Here is a 21078-nt window from a genome sequence, read left to right as displayed (position 1 = left end):
GCCGAGGGGCCTCGACCGGAGGTACGCACAGCCCGGGCGCGGGCCGGCGGGCGGGGAGTTACTCGTTGACCTCGACGGTCTGGATCTTGGGCAGGCACGCCGTCCCGTCGGGCAGCGGCACCTTCAGGTCCGGCTGCTCGGCGGCGCCCGGCTGCTCGCTGCCGATGATGACGTCGACGGTCCGGTCGATGCGGCCGTCGGCCATGAAGTCCACGTTGGTCAGGGCCTTGCGCACCAGCGCCACCTCGGGGCTGTCCTCGGAGTGGCCGACCACGAGCGAGCGCGGGTAGTCGTCCCGGTCGGCGTTGACGCGCTTGACGACCTTGAAGCCGTCGGCCGACAGCACCGACCCGAGCCGCTTGGCCAGGCCGTTGGTCTTGGAGCCGTTGTAGACCCGCACGTAGACGTGGTCGGGCGTGAGCTCGGGTCCGATCTGCTGGACCACGCAGGGCTCGGGCGGACGCGGCGGGATCGGCTTGCGGACGGCGTCCAGGCCCCAGTTCGCGGCGAAGTAGACCAGCACGGCGAGAAGCACCAACGTCACGGGTGTCTTCACCGCCCGCACGATCTGATTCGTGTCCATGGGTCCCTTCCGCCTGGCTCGCGCGCTCAGCCTACTTCACGCCCCCACGCGCCGCCGCCCGGCGCGCGCCCGTCCGCCGCGTCCGGACGCCCCGGCGGTGACCGTGGAGCCCGCCACGGCGGGGTGCCCCGGCCGCTAACCTTTCGGCCATGAGTGACGCGATCCAGGCCATCAGGGACGGCTACACGTTCGACGCGGATTCCATCGAGCTGGGCGTCCTGGTGGACGCGGGCACGCCCGTGCCGGACGCCGTGATCCGCATCAGCCTGTCGATGCTGAACCGCCACGGGCTCGTCGCCGGCGCCACCGGCACCGGCAAGACCAAGACGCTGCAGCTCATGACCGAGCAGATCAGCAAGGCGGGCGTCCCGGTGTTCGCCGCCGACATCAAGGGCGACCTGTCCGGCCTGGCGATCCCCGGGACGCCGAGCGAGAAGCTGCTGGCGCGCACGAAGGCGATCGGCCAGAACTTCACCCCGGCGGGCAACCCCGTCGAGTTCTACGCCCTCGGCGGTCAGGGCACCGGCGTCCCGCTGCGCGCCACCGTCAGCTCGTTCGGCCCGCTGCTGCTGAGCAAGGTGCTGGGCCTGAACGCGACGCAGGAGTCGTCGCTGTCGCTGGTGTTCTCCTACGCCGACCAGAACAACCTGCTGCTGCTCGACCTCAAGGACCTCAACGAGCTGCTGAAGTTCCTCGTGTCGGAGGAGGGCAAGCCCGAGCTCGCGAACATCGGCGGTCTGGCCAAGGCGACGGTCGGGGTCATCCAGCGCCAGCTCTCCGCGCTGGCCGCCCAGGGCGGGGACCAGTTCTTCGGCGAGCCCGAGTTCGACACCGCCGACCTGCTCAAGGTGACCGGGGACGGGCTGGGCGTCATCTCGCTGCTCGAGCTGCCGAACCTCGCCGACCGGCCCGCCCTGTTCTCCACCTTCCTGATGTGGCTGCTGGCCGACCTCTACACCGACCTGCCCGAGGCGGGCGACCTCGACAAGCCCAAGCTGGTGTTCTTCTTCGACGAGGCGCACCTGCTGTTCGACGGGGCGTCCAAGGCGTTCAACGACGCCATCGAGCAGACCGTGCGGCTGATCCGCTCCAAGGGCGTGGGCGTGTTCTTCGTCACCCAGACGCCCAAGGACGTGCCCGAGGACGTCCTCGCGCAGCTCGGCTCGCGCGTCCAGCACCAGCTCCGCGCGCACACCCCCAACGACGCCAAGGCGCTGAAGGCGACCGTCGCGACCTACCCCAAGGTCGACTACGACCTCGCGGAGCGGCTGCAGCAGCTCGGCATCGGCGAGGCGATCGTCACCGTCCTGAACCCCAACGGCGCCCCCACGCCCGTCGCCTGGACGCGGATGCGCGCCCCCGAGTCGTCGATGGACCCCCTGGACGCCGGCGCGATGGCCGCCGGGGTGGCGTCCAGCTCGATGCAGGCCCGCTACGGGACGGCCGTCGACCGCGAGTCCGCCTACGAGATCCTCAACGCCAAGCTGCAGGCCGGCGCCGAGGCGGCCGCCGCGGAGCAGGCCGCCAAGGAGCAGGCCAAGCTGGAGGCCGAGCAGGCCAAGGCCGCCGCCGCGCAGGCGAAGCTGGACGCCGCCGCGCAGCGCGAGGCTGAGCGGGCGGCGCGCGCCGACGAGCGTCGGGCGCCGCGGCAGAAGTCGCTGATCGAGCAGATCACGCAGAACACGATGGTCCGCCAGATGGCGCGCTCCGCCGCCCGGGAGATCACCCGCTCGATCTTCGGCACCGGACGCCGCCGCTGACGGCCGCGCCGATCCGACGCCCATGACCGACCGCGCGACGCCGCCGACCCGGCCCCGACGCCCATGACCGGGGGTGGCGACGTGCCCGACCCGGGCGCGGCCGAGCCGCGGGTCCTGCGCACGTACGCGGACGGCCGCCCGCGACCGTGGTCGGCGCTGCTCGCGGAGGCGACCCGCCCCGCGGTGGCGCTGTTCGACCTCGACGGCACGCTGCGCCACGAGACGTCCTGGCTTCCCGGCGCGCAGGACGTGCTGGCCCGGCTCACCGACGTCGGCGTCCCGGTCGCGTTCTGCTCCGGCCGCACCATCACGTCGATGCGCGAACTGGTCGCGGACCTCCCCTACGTCACGCACCTCGCGGGCGGCGGCGGCACCGTGGTCGAGGCCCGCGACGGCGACGGCTGGCGCCACCTCGCCGGGCACGGCCTGCCGCCGGCGACCGTGGCGCGCATCCTGGAATGGACCGCCGCCGAGCGCCTGGAGACGTGGGTCTTCACCGCCGACGACTGGGTGGTGGCCGAGGCGTCCGAGGCCGTCCTGTGGGACGCCGGCGCGACCGGCTCCCCCTTCCGGGTCGGCGACATGGCGGCGGTGGCCGACGTCACCAAGATGGCGATCATCCCGCGCGACGCCGACGAGTGGGAGCGGGCGTACCGGCTCGACGCGCCCGGGGTCGAGGTCGTCCGCGCCCACCCGCGCATCCTCGATCTGGTGCCGGCTTCGGCCCACGAGTTCAAGGGCGCCGACGCGCTGATCGAGGATCTGGGGGTCGCCTGGGCCGACGTGCTCGCCGCCGGCGACGGCCACAACGACACCGGCATGCTCGCGGCCGCGGGCACCTCGTTCCTGATGCCGCCGCTGCGGGTCGCCGACCTGCCCGAGGCGGGCCGCGCCGTGGGCGTCCGAGTGGAGGCGCCGGACCTGGCGGCGCTGGGGGAGTACCTCGACGCCGCCCTGCGGAGGTAACCGCTATCCGATCGTGATGAAACTCCATTGACCCCGGCGAGTCGGATGCCTAACGTAGACCGGCTATGCGTGATTTCCCACCTGAGGTGTCGGCCGGCGATACACCGGTCTGGCGCTCTCCCCTTTCCTTCCTGACCTGGCTGGTGCGCGGCCAGGCGGGCCTCGTCACGCTCATGACCCTGCTCGTCGTCGCGTGGCAGCTCCCTAACGTGCTTAGCCCGATGCTGCTGGGCAAGGCGATCGACGCCGGGATGATCGCCCGCGACCCGCTCGCCACCGCGGGCTGGGCCGGGCTGCTGCTCGTCGCGATCCTGTTCGGGGCCGCCGGCGGCATCCTGCAGCACACCCTCGTCGTCCGCTCGTGGGTGATTGCCCTCTACGAAACCCAGAAGCGGGTCGGCCACACGTCCGGGCGCCTGGGCCACACGCTGAGCCGACGCGTCCCGACCGGCGAGGTGCTGAGCGTCGCCAGCTCGGACGCCGACACCTTCGGCGCGACCCTGGAGGTCGCCGCGCGGGCCATCGGCGCCGCGCTGTCCTTCGTGCTCGTGTGCGGCCTGATGCTGATGACGTCGCCGAAGCTGGCCGTCGTCGTCATCGTGATGAGCCCGCTGCTGCTGGCCGCGTCCACGCCGGTGCTGCGCCCGCTGAGCGCCGCCCAGCGCGCCGAGCGGACGCAGAACTCCGAACTGACCTCGCTGGCCACCGACATCGTCGCCGGCCTGCGGATCCTGCGCGGGATCGGCGGCGAGACCACCTTCGGCGCGAACTACGCCCGCCAGAGCCAGAAGGTGCGCTTCCTGGGCGTCCGCGTCGGGTCGTGGCAGGGCGTCGTCGAGGCGATCTCGGTGCTGGTGTCCGGCGCCCTGCTCGTCACGCTGGTGTACCTCGGCACCCACGAACTCGCCGAGGGACGCCTCAGCGTCGGCCAGCTGATCTCCTTCGTCGGCTACGCGCTCTACATGCTGTGGCCGCTGCAGACGTTCTTCGACTTCGCCCAGAAGTGGATCGCCGGCCTCGTGGCGGCGGGCAAGACCTCGGCGCTGCTCGGCGCCATGCCGCCCTGGTCGCGCGGCGGTTCCGAGGTCGCGGCCTCGCCGCGCCTGGTGGACGAGGCGTCCGGCGTCGCGGTGGAGCCCGGACGGTTCCTGGCGGTCGTCAGCGCCGACCCGGACGCCTCCGCCGCCCTGGTCGACCGGCTGGGCCGCTACCTGCCCTCGCTGGCCGGGCAGGCGCCCGAGGACGACGAGGAGGGCCTCAAGGGACGGGCGCTGCGCCGCGCCCGCTCGGAGAAGGCCGCCCGCCGCGCCGCCCAGGCCCGGCGCGACGCCGCCGCCGCGGACCGCCCCTGGGGCGTCACCGCCGACGGCGTCGACCTCAACGCCGTCGCGCTGGACTCGCTGCGCGAGCGCGTCGTGGTGAGCGACACCTCCTCCATGCTGTTCGCCGGCACGCTGCAGGAGGCCGTCGACCCGTGGGGGCGGGCCTCCCGCGAGGAGGCGGAGGCCGCCCTGGTCACCGCCTGCGCCGAGGACGTCTTCGACGCCCTGCCCGGGGGCTGGCAGGGCTCCGTCGACGAGAAGGGGCGCGGGCTGTCGGGTGGACAGCGGCAGCGGCTCATCCTGGCCCGCGCGCTGCTGGCGGACGCGGACGTCCTGTGCCTTGTCGAGCCGACCTCGGCCGTGGACGCCCACACCGAGGCCCGCATCGCGCCCCGGCTCGCCGACCACCGGCGCGGCCGGACGACGGTCGTGACGACGGCGTCCCCGCTGGTGCTGCATCAGGTCGACGAGGTGGCGTTCCTGATCGACGGCGTCCAGGTCGCCCGCGGCCCGCACACCGCACTGCTGAGCAACCCCGACTACCGCCGCGTCGTGGCCCGAGGAATGGAGGAGGCCGATGACTAGCTCGACCCACACCCGTCCCGGCTCGTCCGCGCCGCGCGGGGACGCCACCGAACTGCTGCCCGGCTCGGCCGCGACCTGGCGCGCGGAGGCGCCCGAGCCCCGCGTCCCCGCGGCGCTCCACGTGGACCGCACCCGGCCCACCGGCGAGCGGCTGCGCGCGTGGCGGGAACGGCACCGGATCCGCGGCGAGCGCGCCCGGCGCGTCTTCGCCGAGTCCCGCGCGCCCGAACGCGGCCTGCCGGTGGCGCGGGCGCGGCGCGCGTTCGCGTTCGTCGGCGACCTGGTGTCGACGCGCAAGGCCCGCGCGGTCGCGATGATCGTCCTGAACGTGGGCGCTGCGATCGCGGCGCTCGTCGTCCCGCGCCTGCTCGGCGACCTGGTCGACGACGCCGCCGCCGGGGCGTCCTTCACCCAGACCGATCAGGTGCTGGTCCTCGTGGTGGGCGTCGTGCTCGTGCAGGCCGTCCTCACCGCGTTCGCGAAGCGGGCCTCGGCGACGCTGGGCTACGACTTGCTCGCCGCCGCGCGCGAGTACGTGGTCGGCACGGTGCTGCGGCTGCCGCTGGGCCACGTCGAGGCGGCGTCCAGCGGCGACCTGGTGACCCGCATCACCTCCGACGTGTCCAAGATGAGCACGGCGGTGCGCTGGTCGCTGCCCGCGCTCGTCACGTCGGCGTCCATGGTGTCGCTGACGGTGGTGGCGCTGCTGCTGAACTCGCCGCTGCTGACGCTGCCGCTGATCGTGTCGGGGCTGATCCTGTTCTTCGCGGTGCGCCGCTACCTGCGCAACGCGGCGCCCGGCTACATCACCGAATCGGCGACGTATTCGAAGATCAACTCGACGATCACCGAGACCGTCGAGGGCGCCCGCACCGTCGAGGCGCTGCGCCTGCACGGCGTCCGGCAGGCCCGGCTGGACGACGACACAGCCGAGTCGGCGCAGGCCGAGCGCTACACCATGTCGCTGCGGAACCTGCTGTTCATGTGGATCGACCTGGCGTTCCAGCTGCCGCTGGTGCTCGTCGTGCTGCTCGGCACGTGGGGCTACGACGCCGGGGTCGTGACGGTGGGGCAGGTCACCACGGCCGCGATCTACCTGCAGCAGCTCGTCGGCCCGCTGGACCGGCTGATCCAGGTCCTGGACCACCTGCAGGTCGGCGTCGCCGCCACGACCCGCCTGCTCGGCGTCGCGGAGCTGCCGGAGGACCGCACCCCCGGTGAGGCGCTGCCCGACGGCTCGGCGATGGTCGGCCGCGACCTGCGGTTCGCCTACCGCCCCGACCACGACGTCCTGCACGGCGTGGACGTGGCGCTGCGCCCGGGCGAGCGGCTGGCGATCGTGGGGCCGTCCGGGTCCGGCAAGTCGACCCTCGGACGCCTCGTGGCCGGCATCAACCGGCCCCGCACCGGCTCGGTGACGGTCGGCGAGGTGGACGTCATGGATCTGCCGCTGCCGGTGCTGCGCACCCAGGTCTGCCTCGTCACCCAGGAGCACCACGTGTTCATGGGGTCGCTGCGCGACAACATCGTGCTCGCCCGCGAGGGAGACGCGACCGACGCGCAGGTCAAGGACGCCCTCGCCGCGGTGGACGCCGGCGACTGGCTCGACCGGCTGCCGCTGGGCCTCGACACGCCCCTGGGGCGCGGTCGGACCGAGCTGACGCCCGCGCAGGCGCAGCAGGTCGCGCTGGCCCGGCTCGTCATCGCGGACCCGCACACGCTGGTCCTGGACGAGGCGACGTCGCTGATCGATCCGCACACGGCCCGGCACCTCGAGGGGTCGATGACGGCGCTGCTCAGCGACCGGACCGTGGTGGCGATCGCGCACCGGCTGCACACCGCGCACGACGCCGACCGGATCGCTGTGGTGATCGACGGCCGGATCGCGGAGCTGGGGTCGCACGACGAGCTGCTGGCCGCCGACGGCGAGTACGCCCACCTGTGGCGCACGTGGCGCAGCTGACCCTCCGGGCGGCCGCGCTCGTGCCGCTCGGCGGGTGCAGATCGGCACGCCGTGCGTTGGTAGCAGGGGTGCTGATGGGCACGCCGTGCCGTTGGTAGCGGGGTGCTGATCGACACGCCGTGCGTTGGCAGCGAGGTGCTGACTCACACGTCTGCGTTGGCAGGCGGGTGCTCGTGCCAGTGGAAGGACGCCGTGAACGCCCGCGACCCCGGTTGGACCTGGCGCGTGACGGTCGGCTGAACTGGACCCATGGCTGACGAGATCTACCGGCACCCGCGCATGGCGGCGCTCTACGACCCGCTCGACACCGACCGCTCCGACCTGGACATGTACCGGGCCGTGCTCGACGAGCGTGATTGGGCGTCGCTGCTCGACGTCGGCTCCGGCACCGGCGTGTTCGCGCTCGCCGAGGCCGCCCGCGGGAAGGAGGTGACCGCCGTCGAACCGGCGGCGGCGAGCCTCGCGGTCGCCCGCGCCAAGCCCGGCGCCGACGCGGTCACCTGGGTGCTCGGCACCGCCGAGGACCTGCCGCCGCTCGCGGTCGCCGCGGCCACCATGACCGCGAACGTCGCCATGGTCTTCGCCGACGACGGCGCCTGGCTCGCCACCCTGGGCGCGGTCCGCGCCGCGCTCGCCCCGGGCGGGCGGTTCGTCTTCGACGTCCGGGACGTCGCTGCGCGGGCCTGGGAGACCTGGGCCGAACCGCCGACGGAGTACGACGCCGCGCACGAGGGCACCGTCGTCTCCTCGTGCGACGTCGAGGTGGACCTGCCGCTGGTCCACTACAGCGACACCACCACCTTCGCCGACGGCGAGACCATCGCCTCCCGGTGCACGCTGCGTTACCGGGACGCGGACGAGATCGTCGCGGACCTGCGTGCGGCGGGCTTCGAGCAGATCGAGGCGCGCGACCACCCCTACCGGCCCGGTTCCGGCTGGCTGTTCGTGGCATCCTGAGCTCTCAGCGCCGAGGAGGGGGAACGCCATGATCGCCGGCCGCACCGCGGTGGACCTGGGGTGGGGGAGCATCTCGGTGCTCACCTACACACCCGACGACGACCCGCGCGCCGACGTCCTGCTGCTGCACGGCGGCGGCCTGGACAACGCCTGGCTGTCCTGGAGCGGGCTCGGGCCCGTGCTGGCCGGATCCGGGTATCGGGTGTTCGCGCCCGACCACCCCGGCTACGGGCTCTCGCCCGCGGCACCCTGGCTCGCGACGCAGGAGCGGCTCGTCGCCCACATCGAAGACCTGATCGCCGCGCTGGGGCTGGAGCGTCCGGTGCTGGGCGGCCTGTCCCTGGGCGGCGGCATGGCGCTGGGCCACGCGCTCACCCCGGAGGCCGACCTGGCCGGCCTGCTGCTGTTCGGCAGCTACGGCCTGAGCGACCGGCTCTATACGGGGCCGGCGGAGTCGCTGGCCCAGCGGCTGACGTACTGGTCGGTCCGCACGGGCCTGCTGGCCGCCGCGCAGCGCGGCACGGCCCGCAGCCGCCGGGCGCTGGCGATGAGCCTGTCCGGGAACGGCCTGGTCAGCGACCCGCGTCGGCTCACCCCGGAGTTGCGCACGGGCATCGCCGAGGAGGGCGCCCGCCCGCACGCGTTCGAGGCGTTCGCGCAGTGGCAGCGCGACCAGATCGGCCCGCGGGGACTGCGCACCGACTACACGGCGGCGCTCGGGGCCTCGACGTCCCGACGCTGATCGTGCACGGCGAGGCCGACCCCGGCGTCCCGATCGCCGCGGCCCGCCGCGCCGCCGCGTCCATCCGGGGCGCCGAGCTCGTCGAGATCCCGCGCGGCGGCCACTGGGTGCAGCGCGACAGCCCCGAACTGGTCGCCGAGGCCGTCCTGGGCTTCCTGACCCGGCTGCCTGTGTGACCAGGCCGCGCCGACCCACGTGTTCGCCCACGCCCGGCGCTTCGAGCTGCCGACGGTGTCCGGGGTGTGCCTGACGCGTCCCGTGGGCCTGTTGCGCGCGCCGCGCCAGGGCAACCTCCGCGGCGTCCCGCCGGACAGGCCCGGCTTCGGTCGCCACCTCAGGGCGGGTGGCCGCAGATGGTCCGCGCCCTCGGCGGCGCCGGACCGTCGAGCCCTGACCGCGCCGAGGACCGGGTGACGCGGCCGAGAAATCAAGAATCACGCACTCGCAGCGCAGTGCGTGGGTATTTCCCCTAGTCGCGGAGGCGCGCGTTCGCGGCGAGTGCGTGGTTGTTGATCTTTCTCCTCGTGGCCTTGCATCGGCCCACCAGAGGTCTAGGGTCGGTGGTTGGTAAAGGAGAACGACATGAGTCGGATTGCACCGCTGGCCGCGTTCGGCCGGACCGACATCGCCACCGCGGGCGGCAAGGGCGCCAACCTCGGAGAGCTGGTCAGCGCGGGTTTCCCCGTCCCCGACGGTTTCATCATCACCACCGCGGCCTACGACCACTACGTGGCCGCCACCGGCATCGCCGACCGGCTCGCAGCCGCGCCCGACGGGGCCGCGGCCCGCGCGCTGTTCGAGCCCCCGATGCCCGCCGGGTTGGCCGAGGAGATCAGCGCCGCCCATCGCGCGCTGGGGGAGGGGCCGGTCGCGGTCCGGTCGTCGGCGACGGCCGAGGACCTGGCCGAGGCATCCTTCGCCGGCCAGCAGGACACCTACCTCAACATCTCCGGCGAGGCCGCCCTCCTGGATGCGGTCCGGCGCTGCTGGGCCTCGCTGTGGACCGACCGCGCCGTCGCCTACCGGTCGCGGGCCGGAGTGGACGGCGACGTCCGCCTGGCCGTCGTCGTGCAGCGCCTCGTGGACGCCGAGGCCGCGGGCATCATGTTCACCGCCAACCCCGGCAACGGACGCCGCGACGAGACGGTCCTCAACGCCGCCTTCGGGCTCGGCGAGGCCGTCGTCGGCGGCGAGGTCACCCCGGACGAGTTCGTCGTGGCCGCCGACGCCGTGACGTCGCGCACCACCGGCGACAAGCGCGTCCACACCGTGCGCGAGGCACAGGGCACCGCGACCCGCGAGCTCCCCGAGGCCGACCGCGGCCGCCGTGTCCTCACCGACGCCCAGGCCGTCGCGCTCGCCCGGCTCGGGCGCCGCATCGAGGCGCACTTCGGTGCCCCGCAGGACATCGAGTGGGTGCTGGCCGACGGCGCGTTCCAGATCGTGCAGAGCCGCCCCGTCACGGCGCTGCCCGAGCCCGTCGGGCCGCCGCCCACGCAGTGGCCGCTGCCGCGCACCGACGGCATGTTCATGCGGGCCTCCATCGTCGAGCAGCTGCCCGACCCGCTCTCGCCGCTGTTCGCGGACCTGATCCGGCCGGCCGTCGCGTCCTCGCTGCGGACCGTGCTGGGCCGCTACTTCACCAAGGAACTGCTCCGCGTCGGCGACATGGACTTCCCGACCATCAACGGCTACGGCTACTACTTCTACTCCACGGCGGGGATGAAGCGGATGCTGACGTCCTCGCCCGCGGCGCTCAAGGTGGCGTTCAGCCCCTCCAGCGAGCTGAACGGGGTCATCCTGTGGCGCGAGCACGGGCTGCCGGAGTACCGCGCCGTTGTCGACCGCTGGGCCGCGCGGGACGAGGGCGAGCTGGCGGCGTCCGCCCTGCTCGACGGGGCGGCCGAGCTGATCGCGGCGGGCGCCGGCTACTACACCTACGTGCAGGCGGTCATCCCGCAGGCGGCCGCGGCGGAGATCGGCTTCACCAAGCTCTACGAGACCCTCGTCCACGGGAAGGGGCGCCCGGCCGCCCTGACGTTCCTGCTGGGGGAGGAGTCCACCCCGATCCGTGCCGAGCGCTCGCTGCACGCCTTCGCCCGCTGGTGCCGCGCCACCCCGGGCGTCGCCGACGCGCTCGCCGCCGAGGAGCCGATCCCCGAGGAACACCGGGCCGCGTTCGAGCAGAAGCTCGCCGAGCACCTGGCCCGCTACGGCCACCTCACCTACAACCTCGACGTCATGCAGCCGGTCGCCGCGGACGACCCGGCCCCCGTGCTCGCCGCGCTGCGGTTCGCGGCGTCCGGCGACGCGGTCGATCCGGACGAGCGGCTGGCGCGGCAGGCGTCCGAGCGGGCGACGGCGCAGGCCTGGCTCGACGCCCACGTGGACCCCGTCCGCCGCAGCGTCCTGGCGCGGGCGCTGACCAAGGCCCGCGAGCTCGGGCCGCTGCGCGAGGACGCGCTCGCCGACGTCGGGCTCGGGTGGCCGGCGGCGCGCCGGCTCCTGCGGGAACTCGGCCGCCGGTTCGCGGACGCGGGCCTGCTCGCCGACGGCGGGGACGCGTTCTGGCTCACCGAGGACGAGGCCCGTCTCGCGGCGTCCGGGCTGGACGCGGGCCGTCCCATCGGGCCGGCGGCCGACGCCGCCGTCGCAGCCCGCAAGGCGACCTGGCGCGGCAACCGGCAGGTCAGCCCGCCCGGGTGGCTGCCCGCCAAGGGGCCGTTCTACCAGCTCTTCAAGCGGTTCATGCCCAGCAACGAGGACGTCCAGACCGGGCCGACCCTCAAGGGCCTGGGCGCGTCCGGGGCAGTGCGACCGGCCCGGCGCGGCTGCTGCGCGGGCCGGAGGACTTCGCGAAGATGCAGCCGGGAGACGTGCTGGTGGCGCCCATCACGACGCCGGCCTACACCCCGTTCTTCGCGATGGCGGCGGCCGTCGTCACCGACGTGGGCGGCCCGCTGTCCCACAGCTCCATCGTGGCGCGCGAGTACGGCATCCCCGCGGTGCTCGGGACCGGCTCGGCGACGGCCAGGATCGCCGACGGCGACCTGATCACCGTGGACGGCGACAAGGGCGTGGTGGTCCTCGACACCGACGCCTGAGCCTCCGGAGGGCCCACGTGCGTGCGGCGGGTGAGCTGGGTGCCGCCGGACGCCACGTGTGTGCGGCGGGTGCGTTAGGTGGCCGCCGGGCGCCGCGGACCGCATCCGTACGGGCACGGCGGCTCGGTAGGGTCGACCCGGGCCCGCGACGGCGGCCCGGAACGGGGGTCGGCATGCCGCTGCACATCGTGGACTACGTGCCGGGCGCGCGCGGCTGCCCGACCGTGCTGAAGGGCACCGTGAACCGCGACTGGGCCTGGGACGGCTTCGAGGCCGACATCCACGCCCTCGACATCCCCGACGGCTACGTGTTCACCGCCAAGCACCAGGTGCTCGACTTCGACTTCTGGGGCCTCAACCTGATGGCCTCGGACGCCTTCCTCGCCGTGTGCCGATCGTTCGACCTCCCCGTGCGCGCCATCCCGGTCGAGGTCGTCCAGTCCACTGGACGCCGCAGCGCCAAGTCCTACTTCTACCTGCTGTGGGGCGCGCCGGTCTCGGTGTTCGACTGGGAACGGTCCGAGTACACCCTGGCTCAGGACGCGCCGGCCGGCGACCCGGAGGACCGGGACATCACCGACCTGGAGTCGGTGGCTCGGTTCGTCGTGGACGAGGCGAAGGTGCCCGCGGCCGCCGCCTTCATGAGCCTGGACGCCGGCCGGAACCTCCTGTGCACGGACGCCTTCGCCGACGCCTGCCGCGAGGCGGGGCTGGTCGGGGTCGGCTTCCGCGAGCTGACCGGCTTCACCCGGACCGACTTCTGGGGCTGAGCGCCGCCGCGCCGCGTCGGATTTCCGTACTTCGCCGAGACGCGACTGGGCTCCCCGGCGCCGAACCGCCCGGGCCGGTCGGGCGCCGCGCGCCCTTCGTGCCGCCGACGGCTGGGGCGCCACCCGCTGGAGCCGGGCGATCGCCAGCCCGCGCTTGCGCATTTATACGGAAGTACGTACTTTATAACCATGACTGAGCGTGAGGGGCTGGAGGCCCGCGTGGCCCGGCTCGAGGAGCAGGTGGCCCGGCTCGAGGCCGGGCGACCCGCGCACGCCGGGCAGGAGGCGTCCGGACGCCCCCCGCTGGGCGAGGACTTCCACTTCCTCACCTCGCTGGAGGACATGTTCCCCGAACCCGGGGCGGTGCTCATGGTCGGCAGCGTGACCCCGGCGGCGGGCCCCGTCCGGTGGCAGGTCGGCCAGACGCTGGAGCGCCTCCAGGAGTGGGATTGGACCCTGCTCGCGCCGGCGCTCACCGCGCTCGCGCACCCGGTCCGGCTCACCATCATGAAGCTGGTGCTGGAGGGCACCGAGACCACCGGCGACCTGCTGGCGCACCCCTCGCTGGCCAGCACCGGGAAACTGCACCATCACCTCCGCCAGTTGGTCTCGGCCGGCTGGCTCGACGCCACCGTGCGTGGCCGCTACACCATCCCGCCCGAGCGGGTGGTGCCGCTGCTGATGACCGTCCTGTCCGCCCACCCCTGACCGCCCAGGCGGTCGCCGCAGACCACCCATCCAAGGAGTCCGCCATGCCCGCACCCAAGCACGTGGGACCACCCCCGAAACACCGACCGGACACCCCGCCCCCACCGCCCAGCAGGCCGCAGGACGACCACCCGCCGGCCGCGGCCGCCTGGCGCTCGTGCTCGCGGCCTCCCTGGTCGTCGCGCTGGCCCTCGGCCTCCTCGTGGGCCCGGAACGGCAGCACGTCAGCACGGCGCGGTCCGGCGACCGGGCCCTCGCCGAACGCGTTGAACGGGCGCTCGGGGGCGCGACCGGCGGCTGGCGCTCCCTCGCCGTGGCCGAGGTGACGCCCGACACCGTGACGTGGGCCGGCCTCGGCAACGCCGGCGCCGGACGCGGGACGGGCGTCGCGCCCCTGGACACCACGCCGTACGAACTCGGGTCCATCACCAAGACCTTCACCGGCTCGCTGCTGGCCCAGGCGATCGAGCGCGGCGAGGCGCGCGCCGAGGACCCGCTCGCCAGCCACCTCCCCGAGCTCCGGGGCACCCCCGCCGGCGGGGTGACGCTGGCCTCGCTGGCCCAGCACAGCTCCGGGCTGCCGCCCATCGGCGCGACCGCCGCGGGCTCCGGCTTCGTCGCGTCCTGGGGCAACGAGGGCCCGTACGCCTCCACCTCGACCGCCCAACTCCTCCGGGACGCCGCGGCGGCCCCGGTCGACACGCAGCAGCCCCCCACCTACTCCAACCTGGGCTTCTCGCTGCTGGGCACGGCCCTGGCCCGGGCCGCGGGCGCCCCCGACTACGCCACGCTGCTGCGCGACCGCGTCACCGGGCCGCTCGGGATGGCCGACACCGGGCTCGCGGCCACGCCGGCGGACATCCCCGCCGACGCCGCCCCCGGCTTCCACGTCAACGGGCTGCCGGCGCCGCGCTGGGACGGGGAGGGCTACCTGCCCAGCGGGACCGCCACGTTCACCACCCTCGCGGACCTCGCCCGGTGGGCGCAGAGCCAGCTCGGCGACGGTCCGGGCGTCGCCGCGCAGCGGCCCACGGCGGAGATGGACGGCAGCGGCATCGGGTGGGCCTGGGTGACCACCGACCTGCCCGCGGCGGACGGACGCCCCGCGCGGGAGCTGCTGTGGCACAACGGTGGCACCGGCGGGTTCCGGACCATGCTCGCCCTCGATCGCGCGGCCGGACGCGGCGTGATCGTCCTGGGCAACACCACCCAGTCGGTGGACGCGCTGGGGGTGGCGCTGCTCGAGGATCGCCCGGCGCCCGTCCGCACCGACCCGATCCTGCTCGGGGTGTCCTGGTTCGTCGTGGGCGTCGCCGCGCTGCTGAGTCTGAGCGCCCTGGCGGCCGCGCGGCGGTTCCGCAGCGGCGTCCACGTGGTGGGCTCCCTGGCGGCCGCGGCGTTCGGCCTGTTGCTCGCGTGGCACAGCGGCCCTTGGTTCGCCGTCGGGGCTGGATCTGGGGGTTGCTGCTCGCGCCGGCGCTGGCAGCGGCCGTGCTCGCGGCGACGTCCTGGCGCGCCGGGCCGCTGCTGCCCCCGCGGCGGGCCTGGCTCGCCGTCGCGGGGCTGGTGGTGAACCTGGCGCTGATCGCGGGGATGCTCTGGATGTTCTGAGTCCGCCGCCGGCGGGTCAGGCGAGCTCGAAGCTCCCGATGTCGCGCCACTCCCCGCCCGCGGTGCGCACGTCGACGCCGAACGAGTCGAAGCCCAGCGCCTTCGCCTCCTCCCAGGAGATCGTGCGCCCGTCGGGGAGGGCGACCCGGTCGTCCGCGTCGACCCAGTCCTCCTTCTCCTCCTCCCAGTCGAAGGAGTAGCCGGCGGTGCACACGACCTCGGCGTCCGCGGCGACGAGCGCGAGCTCGGTGGGTTCGCCCAGGTCGTCCTCGCCGACGAAGACGGCGTCGTAGCCGTGCTCGGCCTGATGGAAGAGCACCAGGGAGTCGCCGCCCCGGCGGGCCTCGATGACCACGGGGCCGTCGGGGACGGTGTTGGTGGCGCTGTCGTAGTTCGACCACACGTCGAAGGTGCGGCCCCCGTCGGGGCGACGAGTTGCCCCGCCCAGAAGATGCCCGCCTCGACGGCGCTGCGGGAGTGTTCGTCGGTTCCGGGGTGCGGCACGGTCGTGTCGGCCAGGTGCGGCGGGGTGGTGGCGCTCATGCGCCGACCCTAACGAGTGGCACGCCGCACGTCGATGGCCGGTCTCAGCGGGAGATGACCTCGAAGTGGGTGCCCGCGTCCAGGCTCACCGTGACGAGGCGGACCGGGTCGGCCGCGACCGTGAACCGGTCGACGGGACGCGACATCTGCGCGGCGTTGCCGTCGGAGGGGGCGAGCGGGACGTCCGTGGTGATGTCGACGCCGCGCTCTCCGACGGCGACGATCGTGAAAGTGACGGGGCCGGACAGTGAGTCGACGGTCGCCGTCGTCCCCGGACGCGCCGGCATGGTCGTGGAGGACCGATCCTCCATCGCCGAGCCGCTCACGCGCGAGTTCCAGCCCCAGGAGTCGATCGTGACGACCCGGCCCGAACCGCCCTGGCACCCGGTCAGCACGACGACGACCGCCGCCAGGAGTGCCAGGGTGCGAGTGAGCATGCCCCACTGTCTCACAGGCGGCTGTGAGGAACCTGGGAACGACGAGAGGGGAGGACACATGCGTCCTCCCCTCTCGCCGTTACCGCGGCTCACCGCCCCGTGGGATGCCCCCTCGAGGCGGCGGCCCCGCTCACACCAGGCGCCAGAGGCCGGCCACGGCCTGCCCGCCGCCGATGCACATCGATGCCAGCCCGTACTCGTGCCCGCCCTTGACCATGTTCTCGATGGTGCGGGCCGTGATGATGGCGCCCGTCGCCCCGATCGGGTGGCCCCATGCGATGGCGCCGCCGAGCGGGTTGACCTTGGACTCGTCGAGGCCCAGATCCCGGATCACCGGGATCGCCTGGGCGGCGAAGGCCTCGTTGAGCTCGATCCAGCCGATCTCGTCGGCCGTCATGCCGTTGCGGTCGAGGATCTTCTCGATCGCCGGCTTGGGGCGTACCCCATGATCTCGGGCTCGATGCCGACCTTGGTGAAGTCGACCAGCTCGGCCAGCGGCTTGAGGCCGCGCTCGGCCGCCACCGACGCCCGGGTCAGCACCAGCATGCAGGCGCCGTCGTTGATGCCGGACGCGTTGCCGGCCGTCACGGTGCCCTCCTTGACGAACACCGGACGCATCGCGGCCAGCTTCTCCAAGGTCAGCCCCGCCCGCGGGTGCTCGTCGGTGTCGACGACCACGTCGCCGCGCCGGGTGCTGATGGTGACGGGCGTGATCTCGCCGGCCACCGCACCGCTCGCGAGCGCCTCCTGGGCGCGCCGCTGGCTCTCCAGCGCGAACGCGTCCTGCTCCTCGCGGGTCACGCCGAAGCGCTCGGCCACGTTCTCCGCCGTGATCCCCATCGGCTGCATGGTGAACGGGTCAGTGATCATCGAGTTGGTGCCGTCCATCAGCTTCCGGTCGCCCAGGGTCACCCCGTTGCGCGCCGAGAAGTCGAGGAAGGGCTGCGCCGACATGTTCTCGGTGCCGCCGGCCACGACGATGTCGGACTCGCCGACCATCAGCTCCATGGCGGCCAGGCCGATCGCCTGCATGGCGGAGCCGCACAGGCGGTTGACCGTCATCGCGGTGGACTCGACCGGGGCGCCCGCCTCGATCGCGACCCGCCGGCTGATGTAGGCGTCCGTGCCGGTGCTGCCGACGCAGCCGATGATCCACTCGTCGGCGTCCGCGGCCGTCAGGCCGGAGCGCTCCAGGGCGGCCTTCGCCGCGGTGGCGCCGAGGACGTGCGCCGGGACCTGGGCCAGCGCCTTGCCGAAGGCGCCCACGGGGGTGCGGGCGTAGCCCAGCACGACCACGGGGTCGTCAGTCTTCATCATGATGTATCTCCTTGGTGCTCAGTACGCCGACCAGGCGCCGTCGATCGGGTAGGACGTGCCGCTCATGGACGCCGACGCGGGCCCGGTGAGGAACAGGACCAGCTCGCCGACCTCCTCGGGCTCGATCAGGCGCTTCACGTGGACGCGGTCCAGCATGATCTTCTGGACGACCTCGTCCTCGCCCATGTTGTGGGCGCGGGCCTGCTCGGCGATCTGCTTCTCGACCAGCGGCGTCCGCACGTAGGCGGGGTTGACCGTGACCGAGGTGACGCCGTGCGGGCCGCCCTCCAGCGCGACGACCTTGGACAGGCCCTCCAGGCCGTGCTTGGCCGTGACGTAGGCCGACTTGAACTCCGAGGCGCGCAGCCCGTGCGCGCTGGACAGGTTCACGATGCGGCCCCAGCCGTTGGCGTACATGTGCGGGACGCTCTGGCGGATCAGGTACCAGGGTGCGTGCAGCATGACGCGCATGATGAGCTCGAAGCGCTCGATCGGGAAGTCCTGGATCGGCGACACGGTCTGGATGCCGGCGTTGTTCACCAGGATGTCGACGTCCTTGGGCAGGGCGTCCAGCCCGGCCAGGTCGGACAGGTCGCAGGGGACCGGCTCGATGCCGGGGACCTCGGCGGCCAGGGCCTCCAGGCCCTCGGCGTTCAGGTCGACGGCCAGGACGTGCGCCCCGGCCTCGGCCAGCTTGATGGCGGCGGCGCGGCCGATGCCGGACGCGGCGCCGGTGACCATGGCGCGGCGGCCGTCGTGGAAGTTCGGGTAGGTGCTCATGATGGGTGTCTCCTAGACGAGGCCGGTGGCGTAGTAGAGGCCGATGATCACGAAGACGGCGAGGGTCTTGATGATCGTCATGGCGAAGATGTCCTTGTAGGACGTCTTGTGGGTCAGGCCGGTGACGGCGAGCAGCGTGATGACCGCGCCGTTGTGCGGCAGGGTGTCCATGCCGCCGGACGCCATCGAGGCGACGCGGTGCAGGACCTCCATCGGGATGCCCGTCGCGTTGGCGGCGTCGATGAACGACTGCGCCATGGCGCCCAGGGCGATGCTCATGCCGCCGGACGCCGACCCGGTGATGCCGGCCAGCGAGGTGACGGTGACCGCCTCGCGGACGAGCGGGTCGGGGATGGCGGTGAGGCCGTCCGCGACGATCTTGAAGCCGGCCAGGGCGGCGATGACCGCGCCGAAGCCGTACTCGGAGGCGGTGTTCATCGTGGCGAGCAGCGAGCCGGCGATCGCGGGCTTGACCTCCTCGGTGAAGTGCTCCCGCAGCGTCTTGAACGCGGTGACGACCACGAACAGGATGCCGACGAGCAGCGCGGCCAGCACCGCCCAGATCGCGACGTTGGCCGAGGTGGCCACCGTGATGGGCGCGGGCTTGCCGACGACGGTGGAGTCGAAGATCGTCTCCTTGCCGAACGCCTTCGGGATGAGGTTGGTCATCAGGAGGTTGACCACGCCCACCAGGACCAGCGGCGTGAGCGCCAGCAGCGGGTGCGGCAGCTTGTCCGTGGCGAAGCTGGTCGGCTCGTTGGTGTGGCCCTCGCCGTAGCCCTCGCCCTTCGCCAGGGCCTTGCGGCGCTGCCACTCCAGGTAGGCCATGCCCGCCAGGAACACGATGATGCCGCCGAAGATGCCCAGGACGGGCGCGGCGTAGCCGGTGGTGCCGAAGAACGTCGTCGGGATGATGTTCTGGATCTGCGGCGTGCCCGGGATGGCGTCCATCGTGAAGGTGAACGCGCCCAGCGCGATCGTGCCGGGGATGAGCCGCTTGGGGATGTCGCCCTGGCGGAACATCTCGGCCGCGAACGGGTAGACCGCGAACACGACCACGAACAGCGAGACGCCGCCGTAGGTGAGCAGCGCGCCGACCAGGACGATCGTCAGCATGGCGTTGCGGGCGCCGACGACCTTGATGACGGCGCTCACGATGGACTTGGCGAAGCCCGAGATCTCCATGAGCTTGCCGAAGATGGCGCCCAGCAGGAACACCGGGAAGTAGTTCGCGATGAACCCGACCATCTTCGTCATGAAGAGGCCGGTGAACATCGGCGCGACGAGGCCGGGGTTGGTCAGCAGGACCGCGCCCATGGCCGCGATCGGGGCGAACAGGATGACGCTGTGGCCCTTGTAGGCCATGAACATCAGGAACCCGAGCGCCGCGACGACGATGAGCAGCGAGATCATGCAGCGACCTCCGCCAGATCGACGGTGAACTCCGGCTCGGTCTTCTCGGCGACCTCGTCGACGGTGACGTCGGGGGCCAGCGCGCGCAGCACGAGGCCGTCCGGCGTGACGTCGAAGACGGCCAGGTCGGTGATGATGCGGTCCACCACGCCCACGCCGGTCAGCGGCAGCGAGCACTCGCGGACGATCTTCGGGGTGCCGTTCTTGGAGACGTGCTCGGTCATCACGATGACGCGGCGGGTGCCGGCCACGAGGTCCATCGCGCCGCCCATGCCCTTCACGAGCTTGCCCGGGATCTGCCAGTTGGCCAGGTCGCCGGAGCCGGAGACCTCCATGGCGCCCAGGATGGCCGCGGCCATCTTGCCGCCGCGGATCATGCCGAACGACGTCGCCGAGTCGAAGATCACGGCGCCCGGCAGCAGCGTCACGGTCTGCTTGCCGGCGTTGATCAGGTCGGCGTCCTCTTCGCCCTCGTAGGGGAAGGGGCCCATGCCCAGGATGCCGTTCTCGCTCTGCAGCACGACGCGGACGCCGTCGGGCAGGTTGTTGGCGACCAGGGTCGGCATGCCGATGCCGAGGTTGACGTAGTCGCCGTCGTTCAGTTCGGAGGCCGCGATGGCGGCCATCTCGTCACGGGTCCAGCTCATGCCTCAGACCTCCTGGGAAGCCGGCCGCGGCCGGACCGTGTGCTGTTCGATGTCGGTGGGGGAGACGGCCTGCGAGACGTGGTGGACGTACACGCCGGGGGTCATGATCGCGTCGGGGTCCAGCGCGCCGAGGTCGACGATGTTCTCGGCCTGGACGAACGTGACGCGCCCGCACATGGCCACGAGCGGGTTGAAGTTGCGGGCCGTGAGCCGGAAGGTGAGGTTGCCGTCGGTGTCGGCGGTGTGCGCGTGCACCAGCGCCACGTCGGCGACGATGCCGCGCTCGAGCAGGTAGGTCTCGCCGTCGAAGTCCATGGTGGGCTTGCCCTCGGCGACCAGCGTCCCGACGCCGGTCCTGGTGTAGAAGCCGGGGATGCCCGAGCCGCCGGCGCGCATCCGCTCCGCCAGGGTGCCCTGCGGGACGAACTCGACCTCGATGTTGCCGTCGATGTACTGCTGCATGAAGAACTTGTTCTCCCCGACGTAGCTCGACAGCACCCGGCTGATCTGCCCGTTCTCCAGCAGCAGGCCCAGCCCCTTGCCGTCGATGCCGAGGTTGTTGGAGACAATGGTGAGATCCTTCACGCCCGAGTCCCGCACGACGCGGATGAGGTCGGTGGGGATGCCGCACAAGCCGAAGCCGCCGACGGCGATGGTCATGCCATCGCGGAGCGTTTCGGTCAGTACGGGCGCGATGTCACCGATGACTTTGGTCATCACAAGGCCCTTTCTGGTCCTGTTTCATGGATGCGAACGCCGCGCGGAGGAGGAACCTCTTCGTTCGGATCTCCAACCGGGCGTTGGCCACAACCGTAGGGTCCCGCGCCGGGGAAGGCTACGGACGAACCCACAGCGTTCTGGATGGTGCGG

20 protein-coding genes and 1 pseudogene are annotated in these 21078 nt (G+C 72.9%); 12 read left to right on the top strand and 9 right to left on the bottom strand.

Annotation, left to right across the window (positions count from 1 at the left end; translation table 11 throughout):
- Positions 1 to 58: 58 nt before the first annotated feature.
- Positions 59 to 583, bottom strand: coding sequence for a LytR C-terminal domain-containing protein (locus G7070_RS06125; protein WP_166232789.1), 525 nt, complete (start codon positions 581 to 583; stop codon positions 59 to 61).
- Positions 584 to 732: 149 nt separating this feature from the next.
- On the opposite strand from G7070_RS06125, the gene G7070_RS06120 reads away from it, so the two are divergent.
- The 12 genes and pseudogenes from G7070_RS06120 (at position 733) to G7070_RS06075 (ending at position 15033) form a co-directional block, all read left to right on the top strand.
- Positions 733 to 2343 (top strand): helicase HerA-like domain-containing protein, encoded by a 1611-nt coding sequence (locus G7070_RS06120; protein WP_166232787.1) that lies wholly within the window; start codon positions 733 to 735, stop codon positions 2341 to 2343.
- An 81-nt stretch (positions 2344 to 2424) separates the two neighbouring features.
- Positions 2425 to 3309, top strand: a complete 885-nt coding sequence (locus G7070_RS06115; RefSeq protein WP_166232785.1) for an HAD-IIB family hydrolase — start codon at positions 2425 to 2427, stop codon at positions 3307 to 3309.
- Between the two features lie 65 nt (positions 3310 to 3374).
- Entirely contained in the window at positions 3375 to 5216 is a 1842-nt protein-coding gene (locus tag G7070_RS06110) for an ABC transporter transmembrane domain-containing protein (RefSeq protein WP_166232783.1), read from the top strand.
- The gene (locus tag G7070_RS06105; protein ID WP_166232781.1) at positions 5209 to 7179 is read left to right on the top strand and encodes an ABC transporter ATP-binding protein; all 1971 of its coding nucleotides are present in this window, start codon (positions 5209 to 5211) and stop codon (positions 7177 to 7179) included. Before G7070_RS06110 ends, G7070_RS06105 begins: the two co-directional genes overlap by 8 nt.
- 249 nt (positions 7180 to 7428) lie before the next feature.
- Positions 7429 to 8136: a class I SAM-dependent methyltransferase gene (locus G7070_RS06100; RefSeq protein ID WP_166232779.1), complete on the top strand. Its 708-nt coding sequence runs from the start codon at positions 7429 to 7431 to the stop codon at positions 8134 to 8136.
- A gap of 28 nt (positions 8137 to 8164) precedes the next feature.
- Entirely contained in the window at positions 8165 to 8878 is a 714-nt protein-coding gene (locus G7070_RS06095; protein WP_206079981.1) for an alpha/beta fold hydrolase, read from the top strand.
- A gap of 2 nt (positions 8879 to 8880) precedes the next feature.
- Entirely contained in the window at positions 8881 to 9054 is a 174-nt protein-coding gene (locus G7070_RS17635; protein WP_246227418.1) for an alpha/beta fold hydrolase, read from the top strand.
- A 406-nt stretch (positions 9055 to 9460) separates the two neighbouring features.
- Positions 9461 to 10339: pseudogene (locus G7070_RS19810) on the top strand (PEP/pyruvate-binding domain-containing protein); the annotation flags it as partial.
- A 1400-nt stretch (positions 10340 to 11739) separates the two neighbouring features.
- Positions 11740 to 11982: a PEP-utilizing enzyme gene (locus tag G7070_RS19805; RefSeq protein WP_431977923.1), complete on the top strand. Its 243-nt coding sequence runs from the start codon at positions 11740 to 11742 to the stop codon at positions 11980 to 11982.
- A 173-nt stretch (positions 11983 to 12155) separates the two neighbouring features.
- Positions 12156 to 12752 carry an imm11 family protein gene (locus tag G7070_RS06085; RefSeq protein WP_166232777.1) on the top strand — a complete coding sequence of 199 codons (597 nt, stop codon included), beginning with the start codon at positions 12156 to 12158 and terminating at the stop codon, positions 12750 to 12752.
- Between the two features lie 189 nt (positions 12753 to 12941).
- Positions 12942 to 13460 (top strand): ArsR/SmtB family transcription factor, encoded by a 519-nt coding sequence (locus tag G7070_RS06080; protein ID WP_166232775.1) that lies wholly within the window; start codon positions 12942 to 12944, stop codon positions 13458 to 13460.
- A 157-nt stretch (positions 13461 to 13617) separates the two neighbouring features.
- A complete protein-coding gene (locus G7070_RS06075) occupies positions 13618 to 15033 on the top strand; it encodes a serine hydrolase domain-containing protein (protein WP_166232773.1) in 1416 nt (471 codons plus the stop codon).
- 54 nt (positions 15034 to 15087) lie between these two features.
- On the opposite strand, the gene G7070_RS06070 is transcribed toward G7070_RS06075, so the two are convergent.
- From G7070_RS06070 to G7070_RS06040, 8 genes are all read right to left on the bottom strand, one after another.
- Positions 15088 to 15474 (bottom strand): hypothetical protein, encoded by a 387-nt coding sequence (locus G7070_RS06070; protein ID WP_166232771.1) that lies wholly within the window; start codon positions 15472 to 15474, stop codon positions 15088 to 15090.
- Between the two features lie 184 nt (positions 15475 to 15658).
- Entirely contained in the window at positions 15659 to 16051 is a 393-nt protein-coding gene (locus tag G7070_RS06065) for a hypothetical protein (protein ID WP_166232769.1), read from the bottom strand.
- Positions 16052 to 16181: 130 nt separating this feature from the next.
- The gene (locus tag G7070_RS18470; protein WP_246227416.1) at positions 16182 to 16448 is read right to left on the bottom strand and encodes an acetyl-CoA C-acetyltransferase; all 267 of its coding nucleotides are present in this window, start codon (positions 16446 to 16448) and stop codon (positions 16182 to 16184) included.
- On the bottom strand, positions 16445 to 17368 hold the full coding sequence (locus G7070_RS06060; RefSeq protein ID WP_246227410.1) for a thiolase family protein: 924 nt from the start codon (positions 17366 to 17368) through the stop codon (positions 16445 to 16447). Before G7070_RS06060 ends, G7070_RS18470 begins: the two co-directional genes overlap by 4 nt.
- An 18-nt stretch (positions 17369 to 17386) precedes the next feature.
- Entirely contained in the window at positions 17387 to 18148 is a 762-nt protein-coding gene (locus G7070_RS06055) for an SDR family NAD(P)-dependent oxidoreductase (RefSeq protein WP_166232767.1), read from the bottom strand.
- A gap of 12 nt (positions 18149 to 18160) precedes the next feature.
- On the bottom strand, positions 18161 to 19561 hold the full coding sequence (locus G7070_RS06050) for a GntP family permease (RefSeq protein WP_206079978.1): 1401 nt from the start codon (positions 19559 to 19561) through the stop codon (positions 18161 to 18163).
- A complete protein-coding gene (locus G7070_RS06045; protein ID WP_166232765.1) occupies positions 19558 to 20208 on the bottom strand; it encodes a CoA transferase subunit B in 651 nt (216 codons plus the stop codon). Before G7070_RS06045 ends, G7070_RS06050 begins: the two co-directional genes overlap by 4 nt.
- Positions 20209 to 20211: 3 nt before the next feature.
- Complete coding sequence (locus G7070_RS06040; protein ID WP_166232763.1) at positions 20212 to 20925, bottom strand: CoA transferase subunit A; 714 nt, start codon at positions 20923 to 20925, stop codon at positions 20212 to 20214.
- Positions 20926 to 21078 lie beyond the last annotated feature (153 nt).

This window comes from Propioniciclava coleopterorum (assembly GCF_011393335.1).
Classification (GTDB): domain Bacteria; phylum Actinomycetota; class Actinomycetes; order Propionibacteriales; family Propionibacteriaceae; genus Propioniciclava; species Propioniciclava coleopterorum.
Note: the sequence above shows the minus strand (reverse complement) of the source record. Positions and strands in the feature narration are given on the sequence as shown.

What these genes read in the sequence shown, in the direction of transcription:
- G7070_RS06095 (WP_206079981.1), top strand. Translation starts at nt 8,165, where the DNA reads ATGATCGCCGGCCGCACCGCGGTGGACCTGGGGTGGGGGAGCATCTCG.
- G7070_RS06085 (WP_166232777.1), top strand. Translation starts at nt 12,156, where the DNA reads ATGCCGCTGCACATCGTGGACTACGTGCCGGGCGCGCGCGGCTGCCCG.
- G7070_RS06050 (WP_206079978.1), bottom strand. Translation starts at nt 19,561, where the DNA reads ATGATCTCGCTGCTCATCGTCGTCGCGGCGCTCGGGTTCCTGATGTTC.
- G7070_RS18470 (WP_246227416.1), bottom strand. Translation starts at nt 16,448, where the DNA reads ATGACGGCCGACGAGATCGGCTGGATCGAGCTCAACGAGGCCTTCGCC.
- G7070_RS06120 (WP_166232787.1), top strand. Translation starts at nt 733, where the DNA reads ATGAGTGACGCGATCCAGGCCATCAGGGACGGCTACACGTTCGACGCG.
- G7070_RS06080 (WP_166232775.1), top strand. Translation starts at nt 12,942, where the DNA reads ATGACTGAGCGTGAGGGGCTGGAGGCCCGCGTGGCCCGGCTCGAGGAG.
- G7070_RS06040 (WP_166232763.1), bottom strand. Translation starts at nt 20,925, where the DNA reads ATGACCAAAGTCATCGGTGACATCGCGCCCGTACTGACCGAAACGCTC.
- G7070_RS06125 (WP_166232789.1), bottom strand. Translation starts at nt 583, where the DNA reads ATGGACACGAATCAGATCGTGCGGGCGGTGAAGACACCCGTGACGTTG.
- G7070_RS06110 (WP_166232783.1), top strand. Translation starts at nt 3,375, where the DNA reads ATGCGTGATTTCCCACCTGAGGTGTCGGCCGGCGATACACCGGTCTGG.
- G7070_RS06105 (WP_166232781.1), top strand. Translation starts at nt 5,209, where the DNA reads ATGACTAGCTCGACCCACACCCGTCCCGGCTCGTCCGCGCCGCGCGGG.
- G7070_RS06055 (WP_166232767.1), bottom strand. Translation starts at nt 18,148, where the DNA reads ATGAGCACCTACCCGAACTTCCACGACGGCCGCCGCGCCATGGTCACC.
- G7070_RS19805 (WP_431977923.1), top strand. Translation starts at nt 11,740, where the DNA reads ATGCAGCCGGGAGACGTGCTGGTGGCGCCCATCACGACGCCGGCCTAC.
- G7070_RS06045 (WP_166232765.1), bottom strand. Translation starts at nt 20,208, where the DNA reads ATGAGCTGGACCCGTGACGAGATGGCCGCCATCGCGGCCTCCGAACTG.
- G7070_RS06060 (WP_246227410.1), bottom strand. Translation starts at nt 17,368, where the DNA reads ATGATGAAGACTGACGACCCCGTGGTCGTGCTGGGCTACGCCCGCACC.
- G7070_RS06065 (WP_166232769.1), bottom strand. Translation starts at nt 16,051, where the DNA reads ATGCTCACTCGCACCCTGGCACTCCTGGCGGCGGTCGTCGTCGTGCTG.
- G7070_RS06100 (WP_166232779.1), top strand. Translation starts at nt 7,429, where the DNA reads ATGGCTGACGAGATCTACCGGCACCCGCGCATGGCGGCGCTCTACGAC.